Annotated in this window: 24 protein-coding genes and 1 other RNA gene; 16 read left to right on the top strand and 9 right to left on the bottom strand. The window is 35.4% G+C overall.

Features of this window, described 5'->3' with window-relative positions; translation table 11 throughout:
• The first annotated feature begins 148 nt into the window (after positions 1-148).
• The 3 genes from J2Z26_RS09530 to J2Z26_RS09540 all read left to right on the top strand — a co-directional run bounded on the left by J2Z26_RS09530 (position 149) and on the right by J2Z26_RS09540 (position 2,160).
• Complete coding sequence (locus tag J2Z26_RS09530; RefSeq protein ID WP_193539497.1) at positions 149-1,129, top strand: DUF2515 domain-containing protein; 981 nt, start codon at positions 149-151, stop codon at positions 1,127-1,129.
• Between the two features lie 333 nt (positions 1,130-1,462).
• Positions 1,463-1,735, top strand: a complete 273-nt coding sequence (locus J2Z26_RS09535) for a hypothetical protein (RefSeq protein WP_193539496.1) — start codon at positions 1,463-1,465, stop codon at positions 1,733-1,735.
• Between the two features lie 56 nt (positions 1,736-1,791).
• On the top strand, positions 1,792-2,160 hold the full coding sequence (locus tag J2Z26_RS09540; protein ID WP_193539495.1) for a YppE family protein: 369 nt from the start codon (positions 1,792-1,794) through the stop codon (positions 2,158-2,160).
• A gap of 278 nt (positions 2,161-2,438) precedes the next feature.
• On the opposite strand, the gene J2Z26_RS09545 is transcribed toward J2Z26_RS09540, so the two are convergent.
• Together J2Z26_RS09545 and yppF are read right to left on the bottom strand one after the other, a co-directional pair.
• The gene (locus J2Z26_RS09545) at positions 2,439-2,609 is read right to left on the bottom strand and encodes a hypothetical protein (protein WP_193539494.1); all 171 of its coding nucleotides are present in this window, start codon (positions 2,607-2,609) and stop codon (positions 2,439-2,441) included.
• Positions 2,610-2,706: 97 nt separating this feature from the next.
• Complete coding sequence (gene yppF, locus J2Z26_RS09550) at positions 2,707-2,907, bottom strand: YppF family protein (RefSeq protein ID WP_193539493.1); 201 nt, start codon at positions 2,905-2,907, stop codon at positions 2,707-2,709.
• 197 nt (positions 2,908-3,104) lie between these two features.
• Here yppF and J2Z26_RS09555 point away from each other — a divergent pair, with 197 nt between their 5' ends.
• From J2Z26_RS09555 to J2Z26_RS09565, 3 genes are all read left to right on the top strand, one after another.
• Positions 3,105-3,518: a YppG family protein gene (locus J2Z26_RS09555; RefSeq protein WP_193539492.1), complete on the top strand. Its 414-nt coding sequence runs from the start codon at positions 3,105-3,107 to the stop codon at positions 3,516-3,518.
• A 112-nt stretch (positions 3,519-3,630) separates the two neighbouring features.
• The gene (locus J2Z26_RS09560; RefSeq protein ID WP_193539491.1) at positions 3,631-3,912 is read left to right on the top strand and encodes a phage holin family protein; all 282 of its coding nucleotides are present in this window, start codon (positions 3,631-3,633) and stop codon (positions 3,910-3,912) included.
• A 493-nt stretch (positions 3,913-4,405) separates the two neighbouring features.
• Entirely contained in the window at positions 4,406-5,668 is a 1,263-nt protein-coding gene (locus J2Z26_RS09565) for an MFS transporter (protein WP_193539490.1), read from the top strand.
• Positions 5,669-5,710: 42 nt separating this feature from the next.
• Here J2Z26_RS09565 and J2Z26_RS09570 read toward each other — a convergent pair whose 3' ends face one another.
• The 5 genes from J2Z26_RS09570 to J2Z26_RS09590 form a co-directional block, all read right to left on the bottom strand.
• On the bottom strand, positions 5,711-5,854 hold the full coding sequence (locus J2Z26_RS09570) for a hypothetical protein (RefSeq protein ID WP_193539766.1): 144 nt from the start codon (positions 5,852-5,854) through the stop codon (positions 5,711-5,713).
• Between the two features lie 14 nt (positions 5,855-5,868).
• A complete protein-coding gene (locus J2Z26_RS09575) occupies positions 5,869-6,120 on the bottom strand; it encodes a sigma-G-dependent sporulation-specific acid-soluble spore protein CsgA (RefSeq protein WP_193539489.1) in 252 nt (83 codons plus the stop codon).
• A 9-nt stretch (positions 6,121-6,129) separates the two neighbouring features.
• On the bottom strand, positions 6,130-6,330 hold the full coding sequence (locus J2Z26_RS09580) for a hypothetical protein (protein WP_193539488.1): 201 nt from the start codon (positions 6,328-6,330) through the stop codon (positions 6,130-6,132).
• A gap of 138 nt (positions 6,331-6,468) precedes the next feature.
• The gene (locus J2Z26_RS09585) at positions 6,469-6,939 is read right to left on the bottom strand and encodes an Hsp20/alpha crystallin family protein (protein WP_193539487.1); all 471 of its coding nucleotides are present in this window, start codon (positions 6,937-6,939) and stop codon (positions 6,469-6,471) included.
• 129 nt (positions 6,940-7,068) lie between these two features.
• A complete protein-coding gene (locus J2Z26_RS09590; RefSeq protein WP_193539750.1) occupies positions 7,069-7,761 on the bottom strand; it encodes a Crp/Fnr family transcriptional regulator in 693 nt (230 codons plus the stop codon).
• Positions 7,762-8,044: 283 nt separating this feature from the next.
• On the opposite strand from J2Z26_RS09590, the gene J2Z26_RS09595 reads away from it, so the two are divergent.
• The 6 genes from J2Z26_RS09595 (at position 8,045) to J2Z26_RS09620 (ending at position 14,324) form a co-directional block, all read left to right on the top strand.
• Complete coding sequence (locus J2Z26_RS09595; RefSeq protein WP_193539486.1) at positions 8,045-8,518, top strand: hypothetical protein; 474 nt, start codon at positions 8,045-8,047, stop codon at positions 8,516-8,518.
• Between the two features lie 153 nt (positions 8,519-8,671).
• Positions 8,672-10,372, top strand: coding sequence for a peptide ABC transporter substrate-binding protein (locus J2Z26_RS09600; protein WP_193539485.1), 1,701 nt, complete (start codon positions 8,672-8,674; stop codon positions 10,370-10,372).
• A gap of 81 nt (positions 10,373-10,453) precedes the next feature.
• Positions 10,454-11,383 carry an ABC transporter permease gene (locus tag J2Z26_RS09605; RefSeq protein ID WP_193539484.1) on the top strand — a complete coding sequence of 310 codons (930 nt, stop codon included), beginning with the start codon at positions 10,454-10,456 and terminating at the stop codon, positions 11,381-11,383.
• Positions 11,383-12,309 carry an ABC transporter permease gene (locus J2Z26_RS09610; protein WP_193539483.1) on the top strand — a complete coding sequence of 309 codons (927 nt, stop codon included), beginning with the start codon at positions 11,383-11,385 and terminating at the stop codon, positions 12,307-12,309. Before J2Z26_RS09605 ends, J2Z26_RS09610 begins: the two co-directional genes overlap by 1 nt.
• A 23-nt stretch (positions 12,310-12,332) precedes the next feature.
• Positions 12,333-13,331, top strand: coding sequence for an ABC transporter ATP-binding protein (locus J2Z26_RS09615; protein ID WP_193539482.1), 999 nt, complete (start codon positions 12,333-12,335; stop codon positions 13,329-13,331).
• Between the two features lie 12 nt (positions 13,332-13,343).
• A complete protein-coding gene (locus J2Z26_RS09620; protein ID WP_193539481.1) occupies positions 13,344-14,324 on the top strand; it encodes an ABC transporter ATP-binding protein in 981 nt (326 codons plus the stop codon).
• A 26-nt stretch (positions 14,325-14,350) separates the two neighbouring features.
• On the opposite strand, the gene J2Z26_RS09625 is transcribed toward J2Z26_RS09620, so the two are convergent.
• Complete coding sequence (locus J2Z26_RS09625) at positions 14,351-14,638, bottom strand: DUF6509 family protein (protein WP_193539480.1); 288 nt, start codon at positions 14,636-14,638, stop codon at positions 14,351-14,353.
• Positions 14,639-14,765: 127 nt separating this feature from the next.
• Here J2Z26_RS09625 and ssrS point away from each other — a divergent pair.
• Positions 14,766-14,954, top strand: a non-coding RNA gene (gene ssrS / locus J2Z26_RS09630) — 6S RNA.
• Positions 14,955-15,052: 98 nt separating this feature from the next.
• Here ssrS and J2Z26_RS09635 read toward each other — a convergent pair.
• Positions 15,053-15,418 carry a carboxymuconolactone decarboxylase family protein gene (locus J2Z26_RS09635; RefSeq protein ID WP_193539479.1) on the bottom strand — a complete coding sequence of 122 codons (366 nt, stop codon included), beginning with the start codon at positions 15,416-15,418 and terminating at the stop codon, positions 15,053-15,055.
• 152 nt (positions 15,419-15,570) lie between these two features.
• On the opposite strand from J2Z26_RS09635, the gene J2Z26_RS09640 reads away from it, so the two are divergent.
• From J2Z26_RS09640 to J2Z26_RS09650, 3 genes are all read left to right on the top strand, one after another.
• Positions 15,571-15,960, top strand: a complete 390-nt coding sequence (locus J2Z26_RS09640; protein ID WP_193539478.1) for a thiol-disulfide oxidoreductase DCC family protein — start codon at positions 15,571-15,573, stop codon at positions 15,958-15,960.
• Positions 15,961-16,085: 125 nt separating this feature from the next.
• Entirely contained in the window at positions 16,086-18,362 is a 2,277-nt protein-coding gene (locus J2Z26_RS09645) for a DEAD/DEAH box helicase (RefSeq protein ID WP_193539477.1), read from the top strand.
• A 15-nt stretch (positions 18,363-18,377) separates the two neighbouring features.
• A complete protein-coding gene (locus J2Z26_RS09650) occupies positions 18,378-19,628 on the top strand; it encodes a ribonuclease H-like domain-containing protein (protein ID WP_193539476.1) in 1,251 nt (416 codons plus the stop codon).
• Positions 19,629-19,996: the final 368 nt, after the last annotated feature.

Here is a 19,996-nt window from a genome sequence, read left to right on the forward strand (position 1 = left end):
TTTGGCACAGGACCATTCTACCATTTTTCTTGCTAATTAAGTTCACTAGTATTTAATTTAAAACTTTGCTTATCTTTTTCAACATTAGGAAAGGATATGGACAAGGATGGTGAGGTAGTTGGCTGGAAGGAAAAGACATACGTGTTTCATGAACTCCTATAGTGACTACACGGAAGAAGAACAAGAGATCATTAGATATATTATAGAAGAAACAGATAGGAACAATATTGATAATGTCTCTAGGACAACAAGCTATGCAAAGTTTTATGATAGTAATAAGGAGATTCGTTGGTCGTTTTTAGCAAGCATGGTATCTAGAAATGCAGGTTGGAATATGACAGATCTAGAAGGCACATGGTTCCCAAAAGCTTTAAATAAAACCACTAGAAATACGTTATTTATGACCTATGAACTAGCAAATTGGCTTATTTTCTCAGATGCCTATCCACAGCTCTTATTATATGAAATGTCTAAAAAGCAAAACAAACCGTTATTTGATTTATTAAAGGCATTTTCAGTTTCTTCATTTATGGAAAATCACTGGAATGAATATTGGCTGACTAGAAATGGAGAGAAACTAATAACTGCTCAAATTATTAATGAACAAAATGTTATTCAAGAACCTGTAATTAATCATCCGTTCTACAAAAACAAAGTTTTTAAATCCTTTATTTTTAAATTTCAAGATTGGTTACACTTTAGCTCGGTATTGTTTCCAACCGTACAAGGGGAGTTGTATGGTTTTTCAGTTCATGATTTTCGCAAACTTCGGAGTAGGATTGAATTAGGTAAAAAACTAGCATGGTTGCTATTTCATGAATATTACTATCCTCGATTTTATTTGTTTTCAAAAAAAACAATTCATACTGGGTCACGGCATGATTATGAGCAGTATTTTTCACAACCAAAACAACGTGATACACCTTTTCTTAGAACCGTCTATCCAATAATTAAGCATAAATCCCAGTACCAAGATGACTGGTTCAATAATCAAAAGGAGGTGAAAAATTGGTTTAAACCCGTTAGTAAAATTAATACCAAAGAATTGTGCTTAACAGATTGGTATTTACATAAACAGCACCAACTGCATGTTGGAATAAGCATTGAAAATCTTTTTAAGAAAAAGTAAAAGAGCAAGAAATTCTTGCTCTTGATCTTTCATCATTCTGCAGGACGATTTGGTCCTTCCAATTTTTTGTCACCATATCCTGGTGCTGTTTCCTCTTTTGGTTTCACTTGTTTATTATTTGAATTTCTTTTTGTTTTTGACATACTTACACCTCCTATAGATATTGTTCACAACACGGAACATTTCATTCCTCGGGCGATTATTACTCTTTGTCGAAAATCGGAAAAATCCACTTTCTTTGACGAAACATAACTAGTTTTGTCAGGTCGGAAGGTAGTATTCAAGTCTATATCGAATAGCTTGTAAGAAGAGTTATAAAAGGGGGCGTATGAGTTGAATACATTGATGGCTAAAAATGAAGTGATGAATCATTTGGATGAATTATTAAAGGGTTTAGATAAAATTGAAGATAAGCTTGTAGAAGAAAGGAAAAACCTATCAAAGGAATACTTTCAAAACAGTACTGCAGAATTTACTAGCATCATGACAACTCTTTCTTCAATTGATGAATGTATCGGTAAATACTCCCTAGAGAAAAATTCAAACAACTCTGTAAAAAAACATACAATTGGAAAAGGAACTTTTTCGTATAGATTGAGTTATTAAATCAGTCCTATTTCTCATATAGGTAGAATCTGTTATGATGAAATAGGGTGATGTTTATGATTAATAACGATTTAATTGCTTTAACTAACAATTTGTTAGAAAGGGCAGAAGAATCCATTCACAGGTTAGAATCAGTAAAAGGAAACGAAGACTACGAACCTGACTTCTTCGGTGAAGTAAAGCCTTATGCTGATGAGGTGCATGCAACTCTTGATAAGTGGAGAGAGTTGACACTAACTTGGATACAAAAAGAAAATCCAAAATACTTATATAAACTACAAATCGATACAGCGATTGAAAACATAGAACTTCTCATTGTTCAATCATTCTACAAAGACACAAGAGAAAAAAGAGCAAAAGAAACGTACCAATCAATTGTCTACACTCTAAAATCAATACTAGATCAAATACATCAAAAGCAATAAGTACAAAAAATGAAAAAGGAAGGTAAAAAACAAATTGTTTTTTGTCCTTTTTTTATTTTTTGAAATTCTTTAAATATAAAGTGGGGAGTTGATTGGAGGGGAAGGCACGTGACTCCTGCGGGAAATAGAGGAAAGGTCGAGACCCCGCAGACGGACGTCGAGGAGGATCGACTTCCTCCCCGCGGAAAGCAAGTGCCTGGACCGGAAATCAACGACATCATAACTGATATTACCTAAATAAAAGGTGCTTAAGTTTATACTTAAGCACCTTTTATTTTTTATAAGTCGTCTTCTTCTTTAAGATAAACTGGTTTGTTTCCATTTCTAGCTACAGGCTCAATTGCAAATTCTACTTTTGTTGTTTCCTTTGTTTCTGCTTTAAATCCATGTTTCGGAACTTTTGGTTCATGTCCCTTTTCCTTATGGTTAAAATGTTTACCGCGACCCATAGTTAATCAAGCCTCCAAATTAGGATTTCTACAGTACTTAATATTTCATTTTCTACTGGAGGATATAACATGTTTTAATTGCCAAGTTTTAAAAAGGTTACAATTCAATTAATTCATCAGTATTCTCAGGGTTAAGTGCTCCATTCATTTCGAGCTCACGAACAAAATTACGATAATCAATGATTGTGATTTGATTTTTGATATAAAGCTGCTTTGCTAAATCCAATAATTCATTGTTATCTACCGGCTCATACATTTTCAACTGGATAAACTTTTCTTTAAGTTCGTTTAATATCATATAATTGCCCCCCTGATATAAGTCTTATCAGAATCATAGCATGGATAGGCCATTATTTATGATTTTTGAAAAATTGAAACTTCCGACAACTCGAGTCTACTCTTGTCGAATAATGGTCTCATTCTTTACCTTTTGCATTAACACTTTGGGACATTTTACATAAACTATTGTAACGCAATATATGAGGGGGGAAAGTTGTGTTTACTCATAGAAAAAACCCACGTAGAAATGGGTTTCCACAAAATTATCAATCAAATGGTTGGCCGCACTATTATGGTCAACAGCCAATGGGACCGAATTATCAACAACCAATGGGACCGAACTATCAACAATCACAACAATTTACTATGCCAAATCAAATGTATAACAATGTTCCATATCCTACACCTTATTCAGCACAGCAACAATATCAGACACCATATCCACTTCAACAGAACCAGTTTGCACAAAACTCAAAACCTTCAGGAGTGCAGTCTATTATGAGCCAGTTTAAGAACAAAGATGGTTCCTACAATGTTGATAAAATGATGAATACAGCTGGACAAATGATTGGTGCAGTGAACCAGATAGGATCAATGGTTCAAGGTTTTACAAAGACATTCAAAACTTAGAGACAGTAAAATAAACAAAAAAAGTTTAAACAAGCTCATCATAACTAATGAAATCCCCTATGCTTCTAAATAGTAGTTTGAATACTATATAGGAGAAAGGGAGGTATTTGAGATGCTAGAAGCAATGTTTAGTCAGATTTCAATCCATTCACAGTTGGTGTTAGTTGTACCGGCTTTAATCGTGCTAGGATTTGCTCTAAAACATACTCCAAAGGTTCACGATTGGATGATTATTTGGATATTATTGTTTGGAGGCACACTTGCTAGTGTAATAAAGCTAGGTTTTACAGTAAACGGAATTGCAAACGGTCTAATTGCTGCTGGTGCAGCGATAACAACACATCAATTTGTTAAACAATCCCGTAAATCTAGAGGTAAAAAAAAGGATTGTTAGAAGCTACCACTTATCAATTGGTAGCTTTTTTATTTGAGTCCTGTAAGAGGTGAAAATAGTCAAATTTTAGCCAAATACCGGCCTGTTTAGCCCGCCAAAAACAGCTGACAATTCAAAACGGACTCACAGGCCGTTATTTCAAGAAGACAAAGGTTAGTTCCGACCTTAGTGGACTCAGAGGCTCTTATTTGAAGAAAAGTGTGTTAAAACTCCCATCTTTTATATTAATAACGGCCTATGAGTCCGCGTTAGATGGAAAATAGTCAACTTTTACCCAAATACCGGCCTGTGAGTCCGTCAAAAACAGCTGACAACTCAAAACGGACTCACAAGCCGTTATTTCATGAACATAGAAAGTATTCCAATCTTAGCAGACTCAGTGAACACTACACGTGGAAAATGTGTCTAAAAATTTCTATTGCAAGTTTTTGTCTTGAGGAGTAAACTCCTTCTATAAACTAAATATTTCGGAAGTCGAAAAAGGACGTTGTTCATGAATTATTCATCAGAGCATATTAAAAATAATGAAAAACTAAGTATATTAAATGGAGCTTCCTCAATCGTTGCAAATAGCCTTGTAAGTGGCTTTATTCCTTTATTTGCAATAGGGGTACTAGGTGCTACAAACCAACAGGTTGGCCTAATAAGCTCACTACCATCTTTAATGAGTATGCTAGCAATGATCCCAGCTGCAATGTGGATCAATAGACTCGAGACTAAAAAAACGTTTACTGGATTATCAATATTAAGTGCTAGATTCTTCCTGCTGTTAATGGTCTTTATTCCTTTTATAACAATTGTAAATCAGGCATGGATACTTGTTGTCTTAATTGCGTTAATGAACCTTCCCAATGCGATTGCTACACTTTCATGGCAATCGTTTATTGGGGATATTATTCCAGATAAGCGAAGAGGAGCTTTTTTTAGTGAAAGGAGCAGAATCTTAACCTTTGTTGGAATGGTTGTTACAATTGCTGCTGGTGTTGTTATTAGTCGCTTTGATAAGACTGACACATTTCCATACCAATTATTGTTTTTAGTGGGATTTATATTCGGTGTGATTGAAGTTTATTTCTTAATGAAGCATTATGAAATAAAAGTAGAGAAAGTAAAAGTAAAAGAGAAAAAAGCCTTTACCACAACTTTAAAAAAGATGATTAGTCATAGGCCTTATAGGAGTTTTGTTTTATGTGCAGTCCTATTTAATTTTGGATGGCAAATGGCCTGGCCTTTATTTACCATTTACCAAATCAATGATGCACAGGCTACTGCGATATGGATTAGTTTATTTACTGTAGTAAATTCCATTTCTCAAATGTTAAGCTACAAATGGTGGGGAAGATCTGCAGATAAGTGGGGTAACTCTGTCATGCTATTTATTGCAGGTATTGGAATGGCAACTGCTCCAATCTTAACCATACTATCAACGAATCTTATCTATTTAACGATAATAAATTTATTCTCTGGAATTTTTGTTGCGGGAACAGTTATGCTTCTTTTTAACCAACTGCTACATGTATCTCCTGAAAAAGAGCGAACATCATTTTTAGCCACATATAATATTATTTTGGGAGCTGTAGGCTTTATTGCACCCCAAATCGGCGTATTCCTACTCGAGCTATATAATATACAAATTGCCATGTCAATATCCTCTGGAATTCGACTGCTAGGAGGATTAGCGTTTTTATTAGTTGTAATCTATATAGAAAGAAAATCAAACAAGCACCCGTTAAACCCACTACCACTTAATGGATAAAAATGAAAAAGGTATTCACAAAGAAAAGTGAATACCTTTTTATTATTTCTGTTGTTTTTCTTCTTGATAGGACTTTGCTAGTAACAATTTAACTTCATTATAACTCAAGCCAGAATTTGCATTTAATCGTTTCACTTCATCTACATTAGTAGTAGAATATTTCTTTGTTGAAAATGGGTTATTCACTGCCTTACACATCCCTAAAACAACAATTCATATACTTCATTCAGTTCTTGAACACGATTATAATCCTGTGCATCCATTGCATGGTTTATTTCACCGGGTAATACTTGATTTAAAAATTCAATTTCTTGCTCATCTAACTCCCTCACAAAATCGCCTTCACTTTTATAAGACTTCTTTTCAAGTTTTTTGTAAATTTGAAGGGAAACTTGATGCTCCTCGGTATAGTTGGATAACGATTCTCGTAAATAGGCTAATGTCTGCTCCATAGTATCACCTTATTTCCCATTAAAGTAGTCGTTTAATTCTTTTTTATTTGCTGTTCCATTTTGATAATATGGATTTTCCACAGATGGTTCATCAGGATCTAAATTAGTTTTTAAGACAAGAAAAGGTTCACTTGGGGGATCAGCAATCATCCGATCATTTAACTGTTTAAAATCTGGTAAATCTTTGTTGCCCATGTTTTCTCTATCCATGAAAAACACCTCCTAGATGTAGGTTGGTACTGATGGAATAAAAGTATGTATTGGACCTTTTGGAAAAGATGTGAAAATACACTTTCCATGTTTTTACGGGGAAGAAGGCCAAAAAAATAGAGCTAAATCGCTCTATTTTTAGTCAATCATAATTCTTTTTTTTCGTTGCCTTGGAATTCTTATTTTTAGTACACCATCTTGATAAGATGCTTTTACATCTTTTTCATGAACAATATAGGGTAGACTAACTGTTCGAATGGATTGATTTTTTTCTACCTTTTTATAATAATAATGTTTCTTTTCGTTTTTTTCTTCAGTGACCTCATTATGGTTAACGGATATGGTTAGTTGGTTTCCGGTGAATTCAATTCCAATTTGCTCTCTTTTAATACCTGGCAGGTCTGCTGAAATGATAAGTTCGTGGTCGGTTTCGTACATATCAACTGGAATCTGTTGCAGTGGAAACGGTTGTTCAAAGAAGACATCTATTGTGTCAAGCAATCTTCTAACTGGTTTCTGATGAAAAAAATCGTTCATTGATTTCATTAAATCTCCAAAGGGTTCTTTATTATACTTTTTTTGATGTTGTCTGCCTTGGTCATCTCTCATTTTTTGCAGAAACCTCCTGATGCAAATAGATATATTACAATCTATTCAGGATGGCCCAAAATGTTATTGAAATTGAAAAAAGGAAAGGGTGGTTCGGTAAGTTCTCGAACGCCTTTCCTCGTGTATGCTTTAAAATAATTCTTCTTCAACTTCTAGTACGTCAAACATAAAGTTTCCATCTTTGTCTGTTTCAATAATTTTTTTCTTTTTTAGTTTTGTTAAAGTTCTACTAACCGTTTCTCTAGTGGTACCAATCATGTTAGCCATATCTTTATTCGTATAATGTGAGGTTAATACTGTCCTACCGTCTTCTAGTAGCGTACCATCTGTTTGTGCTAACCTTAGCAATAACTTAATAATCTGCTCGTAGGTGCTATTTAATATTTGTGATTCTAGTCTATTTTGAAGGTCGATAATTTTTTCACCCATAACTTTAAAAAGTTTAATACATACCTGTGGATGCTGAAGAAGTAGTTTTTCAAAATGAGCAATGGAGATGACTACAATTCTTGCATCTTCAAGGACATGCGCGAAAGCGGGGTAATTCCCTTTTCTAAAAAAACCTACATGAGGAAACATATCTCCTGATTTCAGAATAGAAACAATTTGTTCTTTCCCGTTTAAATCATTTTTATATATTTTAATTTTTCCACTATGTATAAAATACACGTTTTCTAAGGGGTCATCTTGCATAAAAACATGGATACCTTTAATGAAATGTCGATTTTGCGAGATGTTTACAATTTCGGACAACTCATCACTCGATAGTTCACGGAATAAAGGTACTGCACGTAAAACCTCTTCTATTGTGGATCGGTCCATACTATCAACTCCATTAACTAATTCTTCCTTAATTGTAACAGATTCTAATTTTGATATGTAATTTTTATATGTCCATAATTTAGCCATTTGTTTGTAAAAAAATTGGAATTATAACAAGACGATTAAGGGCATACTTTAGATACTTAAAAATTTATTTATCCCTATTATCCGAAACTCCAGCTAAAAAGGCTCCCGTCTAAAACTAACTGAAAGTGGGAAATAAAAGTGATGGTGCATATTAATATAAAAGAAATGTCTATGCAGAAGGGTTAAGTGTGTCACCATGAATAAGGATAGGACACTTGAAGCAATTTTGTGGAGTATTGCTTTACCGGGCTTCGGACAAATACTAAATAAGCAAATAATTAAAGGGATACTATTTATTACACTTGAATTTCTCGTAAATGTATTCAGTAATTTTAATACTGCAATCATGTTAAGTTTTTTAGGCGATTTTGAAGGTGCAGCTAATGCCATAGATTATCAATGGTTAATGTTTTATCCATGTTTATACTTTTTTGCGATGTGGGACGCGCATCGGGGTGCAACACAAAATAGGTCCAAGTATATATATCTTCCATACGTATTTTCGGCATATTTTGTTACAGTCGGATTAATGCTCTCACCAAAATTAACAATTTTAGGAGTGAACATAGGGCCAGTGTTTATGCCCATGTTATTTGTCATTCCAGGTTTGTTAATCGGTTTTCTGATAAAAGCAATTTTAAGTGTGTTTTCTGGTAAAAACACTAGATAGAATAACCTCCTACTTTGTGGACTTTGTCCACTTTTTTTTATGGAAATAAAAAATTAATAAAATTTTAATGTATATGTAATATTTTTACATGTTCGAAAGTAAAATCAATCATAGAAATCATCTGATGATTTCAAATTGAAAGGGGGAGGAAATATGAAAGTTAAGCTTTATTCAATTCTAGCGTTGTTTTTTGCAATACTAGTGGCACTATCTGGTTGTTTTGCTGGAGAAGAAGCGAATAAACCAAAAGAACCAACTAACAATACCGAAAAGCCTGCAGACTCTGAAGAAAAACCTGCAGATGATAGTGCCAGTACAAGTCCAAAAGTTTTAAGGTTAAATAATGGTTCAGAACCAGGCTCATTACACCCTGGTACAGCACAAGGTACACATGATTCTTGGGTACTAGAACATGCCTTTGAGGGATTAACTAAGAAATCTCCAGAAGGTGAAATTGTAGAAGGAATGGCAGAGAAATGGGAAACGAGTAATGATGGTCTTACTTGGACTTTCTACTTACGTGATGGGGTTACCTGGTCAAATGGCGATTCAGTAACTGCTCATGACTTTGAATATGCTTGGAAGCATGCATTAAATCCTGAGACAGCTTCTACATATGCTTACCAATTGTACTATTTAAAAGGCGGGCAAGCATTTAACTCAGCTGAAGAAGGGGCAGACTTACAAGCCCTTGAAGATGCTGTAGGGGTTAAAGCCCTTGATGAAAAGACATTAGAAGTAACACTTGAAGTTGCAACTCCATATTTCTTAGATTTAACATCTTTTTATACGTACTATCCTGTAAACAAAGCAGTTCAAGAAGCAAATCCTGATTGGTATAAAGAAGCAGATACGTATGTGTCTAATGGTGCATTCAAGTTGACCGAATGGAAACATAAAGAAAGCATGAAGTTAGAGAAAAATGAACATTATTATGATCAAGCTAAGATTAACCTAGACGAAGTTCATTTTGTCATTATTGATGATGAAAATACAGTTTGGCAAATGTACCGCTCTGGTGAAATTGATTTAGTGTATCCATTACCACAAGACGTTCAAGGTCAGTTGCTTGCTAATAATGATCCTGAATTTAACCTTGGACCAGATCTAGCAATCTACTACTATAATATTAACAATGACGTTAAACCATTTAATAATCCGAAAGTAAGAAAAGCATTAGCGATGGCTATTGATCGTGAAACGATTGTTGAGCACGTGGCACAAGGTGGCCAAACACCAGCTTATTCTGTAGTACCTCCTGGTATTCCTGATGTAAGTGGTGATTACCAAGAAAACACAGGTAAATTATTCGAAGCAAATGCTGAAGAAGCTAAGAAATTATTAGCTGAAGGTTTAGCTGAGGAAGGTATGGCTGAACTTCCACCATTTACACTAACATACAATACTTCAGAAGGTCATAAATTAATTGCAGAAGCAGTTCAAGAAATGCTACGTAAAAACTTAGGTGTAGCAATTACACTTGAGAACGTAGAATTCCAAGTAAAACTTGACCGTGAAAAGGCTGGAGACTACACAATGTCTCGTGCTGGATGGGTTGGTGATTATGTAGACCCAATGACATTTATTGATCTATGGGTATCAGATAGTCCATATAACGATGCTAACTGGGCTAATGCTGAATATGATAGATTGGTAAACCTAGCTAAATCTTCGATGGATCAGGGCGAACGTATGCAAGCAATGCATGATGCTGAAAAAATCTTAATGGATGAAATGCCAATTATTCCTGTGTACTTCTATACTAAACCATTTACAGTTAAACCATATGTAACTGGGATTTATACACCAATCAATAGATATCCTCAATTCCATTATGTGGATATTAAAAACTAATATACAAATTAATCGAGGTATGCTTTAGGGCATACCCCGATTTTTATTAGTTCATTCACATTATAGTAGGGGGGATAAAAAATGTTAATGTATACCATTAAGCGACTAGGCTGGGCAGTGCTTACATTATGGGTCATTATTACAATTACATTTATACTCATGCATAGTATCCCAGGAAATCCTTTTGCTCAAGAAGGTACCATGCCTAAAGCAATTTATGATAATTTACAGAGTTATTATAATCTGGACAAACCTTTGATTGTACAATATGGTCTCTATTTACAATCATTAATTCAATTTGATTTTGGACCATCATTGAAGTCTTCGTCCATATCCGTTAATGATTATATTAAAAACGGATTCCCTGTCTCTCTCCATCTTGGTGCTCAGGCCCTATTAATTGCAATTACTTTTGGTTTGATTCTCGGTGTTATGGCTTCATTATATCGTAATAAATTACCAGATTATTTATCTATGATACTTGCAATTATAGGGATTTCAGTGCCAAGTTTTATTCTAGCAACCTTCTTAATGAACTTTCTTGCGGTTGAATTACAGCTCTTTCCGGTTGCTACATGGAAGTCTTGGTCTCATACTGTTTTACCTTCCATTTCACTAGCAATGATGCCGCTTGCGTATATAGCTCGCTTAATGCGATCAAGTATGCTTGAGGTTATGAGTCAGGATTATATTATTACAGCAAAAGCTAAGGGATTGAAAAGGAACGTCATCATCATAAAGCATGCAATACGAAATGCAATTCTACCAGTTATAACTGTGCTAGGAATTCTAACTGCTAACCTTGTAACAGGGAGCTTCATAATCGAAAGTATCTTCGGTATTCCTGGAATGGGCGAGATGTTTGTAACAGGTATTTCAAACCGTGATTACCCGGTTATATTAGGATCAACGGTTTTCTATAGTGCAATTTTGATTTTTTTAATTTTCCTTGTCGATATCGCTTATACATGGATTGATCCAAGAATTAAGGTGACGGGGGAGAGCAAATAATGACTAAGCATAAACTAACACAGGAGATGTTTTTACCAGCGCAGGATAATTTTAAAGAAGCAGAGAAAATTTCTCGACCAAGTCTTACTTTTTGGAAAGATACATGGAATAGGTTAAAGGAAAATAAGCTAGCTATGTTTGGTTTACTTCTCATCATTCTTTTAATTGTTATGGCGATCATTGGACCCTATCTAAATGGTTATACCTACTATGAACAGGACTTTACAAAGAAAAATCTGCGACCAAATTCAGAGCATTGGTTCGGTACTGATCAATCAGGTAGGGATTTATTTACTAGAGCATGGTATGGAGCAAGAATATCCTTATTTATTGGCCTTATGGCTGCATTAATAGATTTTCTTGCAGGGGTACTTTATGGTGGAATATCTGCGGTCAAAGGCGGAAAAGTAGATAATGCGATGATGAGAATTGCTGAAATACTTTATGCTATTCCATACTTACTTATGGTTATTTTAATCATGATTGTATTAGAGCGTGGATTATGGCCAATTATCATTGCTATGACCATCACTGGTTGGATTCCTATGGCACGGCTTGTTAGGGGTCAGGTACTACAGTTAAAAGAGTATGAGTATGTGCAGGCTGCGAATGCAATGGGGGCGTCTACTTCCTGGACGTTAAGAAAACACTTATTACCTAACACGATGGGTCCAATATTAGTAAATGTCACACTTACAGTTCCTACGGCTATTTTTGCCGAAGCAACTTTAAGTTTCTTAGGTCTAGGTATACCTGCTCCAGAAGCCAGTTGGGGCACAATGGCAAATGATGCACTTGGAAGTATATTAATCGGTAATTTCTATCAATTATTCATTCCTGCGATTCTCATTTCTTTAACTATGTTTGCATTTAACGTTTTTGGTGATGGATTAAGAGATGCTTTAGATCCTAAGCTACGAAAGTAATAGAATATGATGGAGGTGAGCCGATGGGAAATATATTAGAGGTGAACGATTTACATGTAACTTTTGATACATATGCTGGTGTTGTAAAAGCTGTGCGTGGCGTATCCTTTCATGTAAAGCCAGGAGAGGCTGTTGCAATAGTTGGTGAATCTGGTTGTGGAAAAAGTGTAACCGCTAAATCAATCATGAGACTTTTACCTGAGCCACACTCAAAGATTAAGAGTGGGACTATTCTTTTAAATAATAGTAATTTAGTAGATAAACGTGAAAGAGAAATGCAAAAAATTCGCGGGAATGAAATTGGAATGATATTTCAGGACCCAATGACATCTTTAAATCCTACTAGTAAAGTAGGAGCACAGATAACTGAAGGACTTTTAAAACATCAGAATATTTCTAGAAAAGAAGCATATCAGACTGCTGTTAATATGTTAGAAATGGTAGGTATACCAAACCCTGAAAAAAGATTCAATCAATATCCACACGAGTTCTCGGGAGGTATGAGACAAAGGGTAATGATTGCGATGGCACTTGTGTGTCAACCCAAATTATTAATCGCTGATGAGCCTACAACAGCTTTAGACGTTACAATCCAAGCCCAAATATTAAAACTAATGAAAGACCTACAAGAGAAAACGAATACGTCCATCATACTAATCACTCACGACCTTGGAGTTGTTGCAGAGATGTGTGACCGAGTGGTGGTCATGTATGCAGGTCAAGTTGTCGAGTCGGGTACTATACATGAAATATTCTCCAACCCAAGTCATCCATATACAGAGGGGTTATTAAAGTCGATGCCACGTATTGATATGAGTAGAGACGTAAAGTTATCTCCTATTCCAGGTACCCCTCCCGATTTGCTTGCACCTCCAAAGGGTTGTGCTTTTTATGCACGCTGTGATAAAGCAATGAGGGTATGCAAAGAGAATCCACCGTTGTATGAAAAAGTAGGAGATTCTAGGTATGCAGCTTGCTGGTTACACCATCCATTAGCAAAGAATACTCAAACAACTTCCTAAGGAGGGATATATTTGTCAAGTGAGACGGTTTCGGTAGAAAAGCCCTTAGTCCAAATCAGAAATTTAAAGAAATATTTTAACTCAGGGGGTGTCCCTCTAAAGGCTGTAAATCACCTAAGTTTGGATATTTTTCAAGGTGAAACGGTAGGATTAGTTGGTGAAAGTGGATGTGGGAAATCGACTGCTGGAAAAACCATTATCCGTTTATTAGAGGCGACAGATGGTGAAGTTTTTTTTGAAGGAAAAAATATATTTACTCTATCAGTAACAGAAATGAAAAAGCTTCGGAGAGAGGTTCAGATTATTTTTCAAGATCCATACGCATCTTTGAATCCAAGAATGCGAATTGAAGATATTATCGCAGAGCCTTTGGACATTCACGGCGTTGTAAAAGGGAAAAAGCGCAAGGAACGTGTGGCTGAATTGTTGAAGTTGGTTGGACTAACTCCTGAGCACGCAAATCGATATCCACACGAATTTAGTGGTGGGCAAAGACAAAGAATTGGGATTGCTAGAGCGTTAGCACTAAACCCAAAGTTTATTGTGTGTGATGAACCGATTTCAGCACTAGATGTATCTATCCAAGCACAGGTTGTAAATCTTCTAAAAGACTTGCAAGAGAAACTAGGATTAACTTATTTATTTATTGCTCATGACCTTTCAATGGTAAAGTATATATCTGAACGAGTGTTAGTAATGTATTTGGGGAATATGGTGGAACTTGCAGATAGTGATGAGCTTTATCGAGAACCATTACACCCTTACACTCAAGCATTGTTATCTGCAGTACCTGTACCTGATCCCTCTAAACAATCAGAAAGAATTATTTTAGAAGGTGACGTACCGAGTCCAATGAACCCACCAAGCGGTTGTGTTTTTAGAACTCGCTGTCAACATGCAATGGATATATGTGCAAGAGAAATACCTCAATGGAAAGAAATGAAACCAAAACACTATACAGCTTGTCACTTATACAATGAACAAAAAAATTGACCTGAAGGATAGGTCAATTTTTTTGTTTATTCTTGTGGGAGGTTATTTTTACAATAGTTCAAAACCATCTCTTCTTCATCTTCTTCTAATTCAAACTCTAGGTAGCGGTTTGTTTCTTTTTCAATAAAATTAGACTGTGTAATTCTTGCATTTTCATTTTCTGCTACAAAGATTAGTCGGATATATATTCCATTATCTGAATAGAGTTCGTCATCATCAGAAACTTCAATATTTAGTAGAAATTCATATCTATCTCCAGCTAATAAACCAAACGGATCTTCTAATTTTTCTACTGTATGGTCTGTAATTATCATATTGACTCGTACTTCCTTTCCTATGGAATCCTTTATTATTATATACACACTAGTTGAAAGTTAAAAGGAAAAGAAAAGAAAGTAAGGAAGGAATTTGCATCTTAAAATAATATAATGTACTATGATTTTACTGCTGTGTTGTTAGTATTCAAATGTAGTTTCAACCTTTGAGTGTTAAATAGGGAGTTCAATAATGTGGCTGAAAAACAAGCCTCCCCATGCGGACAGAGGAAGTTTGGAGAGTCTCTGAGAACACCCACCTAGTGGAGTATTGGTTTTTGAAACTGCATTTCGATACGGCAAAAGTGGCAGTGCCAGTCCAATTATGGGCTGGCTTTTATCTTATCTATTTTAAATTTAAAGGACATCCTATCTTTACGCTAGGATGTCCTTATGTAAAATCAATAACTAATACTACTGCTTCAACTGATTCAATTCAGACATACATTCTTGTACAAGAGTTACCGCTTGACTCATTGCAGCCCCACCACCAAAAGCAGCAGTTACACCAACGGCCTCAAGAATTTCCTGTTCAGAGCATCCTTGATCTAGACAGCCTTTAGTATGATAAATAATACAATATTCATCTTGTGAATAAAGTGCAATGCCTAGTGCAACAAGCTGTTTTTCTTTTTGTGAAAGTGCTCCTTCTTTAAAACATTCTTGAGTAAAGGCATTATATTTTGAAGCGAGTTCAGGCATTTTTTGAGTGAATACCCCTAGCCCTTCCTTATAATGATGAAGAGCAGCCTCAGTAGAATTTCTAGGTTCGAATTGCATAAAAATTTCAGCTCCATTCAAGAAAAATAAAATATCAAGTGTAGTATGAGCTAAATAGGTTGTGATTAATCAGATGATAATAAATTCTTATTTCGAAAGAGATGGTTTGAAGTAGACTTATCAAGTTGGTATCATGAGAAAAGGGGGATGACATGAGAAGGATTATTTTATTCGATGGGGAATGTAACTTTTGTGATCAAAGTGTTCAATTTATTATTAAGAGAGACCCAAAAGGAGACTTTAAATTCGCTTCATTACAAAGTGAAACTGGGAAAGAATTATTGAGTAAGTACAACGCTTCGAAAAGTATAGATAGTATTATCCTTATTGAAGATGGTCATTGTTATTATAAATCATCTGCAGCCCTTCGAATTTGCAAAAAACTAAAAGGAGCCTGGAAATTACTCTATTTGTTCATAATTTTACCAAGACCATTGAGAGACTTTTTTTATGATATAATTGCGAGAAATAGATATAAATGGTTCGGAAAAAATGAAAGTTGTCGGATTCCTTCTCCTGAAGAAAGAAAACGATTTTTATAAACCTAATACTCACTTAAGACCTCTATTATTTGAGGTCTTTTTATTATTACCTTTTTCCAAAAACTTAGGACTTTAACAACGAACGTTCATTCGATACAATAGGAGTAACGAAGAGGTGAGGATTGATGAAGGTTCGGAAGAATATCCAAGAGGTTATTGATTTTATAAAACAAACACCACAGTTTCAAGAGAATCTTGTTCATTGGCATACGATTGAGCCAAAACCTGCAGATACTGTAGAATTACCTGAAACAATTGATGATAAGCTCAAAGAAGCTTTACATAAAAGAGGAATAAACGCTCTATATACACATCAGGAGAGTGCATTTAAGACAGCAACAGAAAAAAAGAGTTTCGTTGCTGTAACACCTACGGCATCGGGGAAAACACTTTGCTATAATCTGCCTGTTTTACAGAATATAGTAGAAAACAGCCAAAGTAGAGCACTATATTTGTTCCCTACTAAAGCACTCGCACAAGACCAAAAGAGTGAACTAAATGAAATAATAGAAGAGATGGACGCATCTATAAATAGTTATACCTATGACGGGGACACAGCAGCAAATATTAGGCAGGTAGTAAGAAAAGCGGGACATATTGTCATTACAAATCCAGATATGCTCCATTCAGCAATTTTACCGCATCATACAAAATGGGTTTCTTTATTTGAAAATCTTAAATATGTGGTGATTGATGAACTTCATATTTATCGTGGAGTCTTTGGAAGTCATGTAGCCAATGTTATTCGTAGACTAAAAAGGATTTGCGAATTCTACGGAAGTAAGCCTGTCTTTATGTGTACATCTGCGACCATTGCTAATCCAAAAGAACTTGCAGAGCAATTAACTGGAGAAGAGATGACACTTATTAATAACAATGGTGCGCCTACTGGCAAGAAGCACTTTGTTTTTTATAACCCACCAATTGTGAATAAGCCACTTAACATTAGACGTAGTGCTACACTTGAAGTGAGAAACCTTGCTAGTGAGTTTTTAAAGAATAAAATCCAGACTATTGTCTTTGCACGAAGTAGAGTAAGAGTTGAAATCATCCTTACGTATCTACAAGAGCTCGTTAAAAATCAACTTGGGGCAAAGTCGATACGAGGATATCGAGGTGGTTACTTACCTAAACAAAGGCGTGAAATTGAGAAAGGCTTGCGAAATGGAGACATTTATGGGGTTGTAAGCACGAATGCTCTTGAGTTAGGAGTAGACATTGGTCAATTACAAGTGTGTATTATGACTGGTTATCCTGGAACGATAGCAAGCGCTTGGCAACAAGCGGGACGAGCAGGGAGAAGGCAAGGAGAGGCCATTATAATAATGGTTGCTAGTTCAAGTCCGTTAGATCAATATATCATTCAACATCCGGACTACTTCTTTAGTAGCAATCCAGAGACTGCCCGAATTAATCCAAATAATTTAGTCATACTTGTCGATCACCTTAAATGTGCTGCTTATGAACTCCCTTTTAAAGAAGGGGATACATTTGGTGGTATTGAATTAGAAGAACTATTAGAATTTCTAACAGAAGAAAGAGTGCTTCATCAAAATGGAAACAAGTGGTACTGGATGAATGATTCTTTCCCTGCTCATAATATTAGCTTGCGTTCTGCTTCGCAAGAGAATGTGGTTATTATTGACCAATCAAATGTAGCTGCTGTTAAAGTAATTGGAGAGATGGACCGATTTAGTGCAATGACACTCTTACATGATGAGGCCATTTATCTACATCAAGGAGTCCAATATCAAGTGGAGATGCTAGATTGGGAGGAGAAAAAAGCCTTCGTTCGAGAAGTGGACGTTGACTATTTTACAGATGCCAATTTAGCTGTTCAGTTACGAGTGTTAGAGATTGATAAACATCGTACTCAAGATCAACTTGAAATAGGATTTGGAGATGTAACTGTACAAGCAATGGCGACTATTTTCAAAAAAATTAAGTTTGAAACGCATGAAAATATCGGTTCAGGTCCTATTCATCTTCCGGAAGAGGAGCTTCACACCTCTGCTGCTTGGATAAGTCTAAACAAAGAAGATGTTAAAGATCTCAGTGAACAGAGATTAGAGGAGGGGCTAATTGGTATTGCAAATGTACTTCGTCATGTTGCCCCCTTATTAGTCATGTGTGACCCTTCGGACTTACATGTTGTTCCGCAAGTAAAGGCTTTACACAACGAGCAACCGACAATATTTTTGTACGACCGATACCCAGGCGGTGTGGGTTTAAGTGATAAAGTTTATGAAATAATGGAATCTATTCTAGAAGAGGCTGAGAATATGATTTCCTATTGTACCTGTGAAGCGGGTTGCCCGTCTTGTATAGGAACCGATGTCGTTAATGAACATGTAAAAATAGATACACTTAAACTGGTCGATCGGCTTAGGAATAAAAGTTAGAATCGGGGGAAGGTCGTGTCAATTAAAAATAAGTTAAATCGATTAAAAAATCATATTTCTACTAATACCCAACCTCGCGAACAAAAAGAGCAAATTGAGAAAGCATCATTAAGTATAGATATCCCTGATCTTGATAAGTGGGAGAAATATGGAGCAAAGCCATTTTACTTTGATGAATCTTATTGCTTTGTTAGAGAAGTAAGGTACCCACTCAAAACGAAGCATGGACTCTATCAATTTAATGAATTAAAGAGAGTTGTATCCAGTTGGAATGAGGCAAAAGTGGATCACCCACTATCAAGTAAACACATTAGAGCGGAAGATTTATTTTTCTTTGATACGGAGACAACTGGACTAGGTGGTGGAGTGGGAAACACGATTTTTCTACTAGGTCATGCCCGTCTTGCAGATGAAGAAATAATATTGACTCAACATTTTTTACCAAACCTTGGAGGAGAAGTGGCACTTTATCAGAGCTTCCTATCATCTGTGGATTACACGACACTAGTCACCTATAACGGAAAATCCTTTGATTGGCCACAGCTTAAAACTAGACATACCCTAATTCGAGATGCACTTCCGAAACTTCCAGAGTTTGGTCATTTTGATTTATATCATGCATCACGTAGATTATGGAAGAATAAACTAGACTCGGTTCGACTGTCTGTTGTTGAAAAGGAAATTCTTAATATAACTAGGGAAAAGGATGTTCCAGGCTACCTAGCTCCGATGATTTATTTCGATTTTATTGAGCACAAAAACCCTGAAGGAATATTTGGTGTAATGCATCATAATGAAGTGGATATCTTATCGTTAATAACTCTTTATATTCACTTATCCAATCTGTTACTATCATCAGATGAATCTTCACCAGATCAGTTTGAAATCGCTCGTTGGTTTGATACATTGGGAGAAAAAGACGAAGCCAAAAAAGGTTACCTACATGCTGCAAGTTTGGATAACAAAGATTCTTTAAAGGCTAAGTTTGCAATAGCTTCAATGTTAAAGAAAAATAAAAAGTGGAATGAAGCGATTGCAGAATTTCTTGAAGTGTATGAAAGAGCAGATAAACACTTAAGACTCAAATCAGGGATTGAATTATCAAAGCTATACGAGCATAAAGAAAAGGATTATCCAACCGCTTTGCAGTTTGCATGTGAGGGTTTAGAGATCAGCAATAGCCTCCAGATTAAGAGTGAAATAGAAGAACTCGAAAAACGAATTCTTCGCCTCGAAAAGAAGGAGAAAAGAAGGAATGTTCAGTAAATATTGCCCGGGCAAGCGCAGAATTAGAGTTTTTTCGTCAAGTTTTTGTCATTTCAGTTACATTTTGATTGATTCCTGATATTAACATTGTAGAAAAATGTTGATAGGTGTAAAATGTGGTCTTGTATAGATTCATATTTTACTATATTGGAGAGAGCGAAGTTGTACAAAAAAGTACTATTTTTATATTTTTTCGTTTTGGTTGCTATTACTCTAATACTTTCTGGAATTAAGGATAGTAATTTTACAATATAATAAATAATAATAATTAGATTCAATCGGGTATTCTAAAATATCCAGGAAAAATAGGTGTTTGTATCAGTACATGTGACTCCTTTTCTTCATAGGCTATTAGTGTAACACAGATG

Source organism: Cytobacillus luteolus (genome assembly GCF_017873715.1).
GTDB lineage: Bacteria > Bacillota > Bacilli > Bacillales > Bacillaceae_L > Bacillus_BV > Bacillus_BV luteola.